The 229-nt window shown below is 69.9% G+C and carries 1 protein-coding gene; it reads right to left on the reverse strand.

Annotated elements, in window-relative coordinates:
- The coding region (locus RYX56_RS25685) for a hypothetical protein (protein WP_317124554.1) at window positions 1-229 on the reverse strand (229 nt) is incomplete at both ends.

The raw sequence follows: 229 nt of genomic DNA on the forward strand, positions 1-229 counted from the left end.
CTTCGTGGCCTCGACGGCGAGGTAGTCGTAGAGCCCGCCGTTCGTGCAGTAGGCCGTGCCGTCGTCGCAGGGCTCGGTGATCGCGACCTCGTCGAACACGATGGACGGGTCGGCGGCCGAGACCTTGACCGGCTGCGAAACGAGGAGCGTGTGCTCGCGGCTGCTTCTGTACGGGTGCGGCGTGTGGAAGGCCGCGTCGGCGAAGCCGGCGGGCGTGTCCACCGTCCAG

Source organism: Alkalihalophilus lindianensis, assembly GCF_032843265.1.
Classification (GTDB): Bacteria; Bacillota; Bacilli; order Bacillales; family Bacillaceae_D; genus Alkalihalophilus; species Alkalihalophilus lindianensis.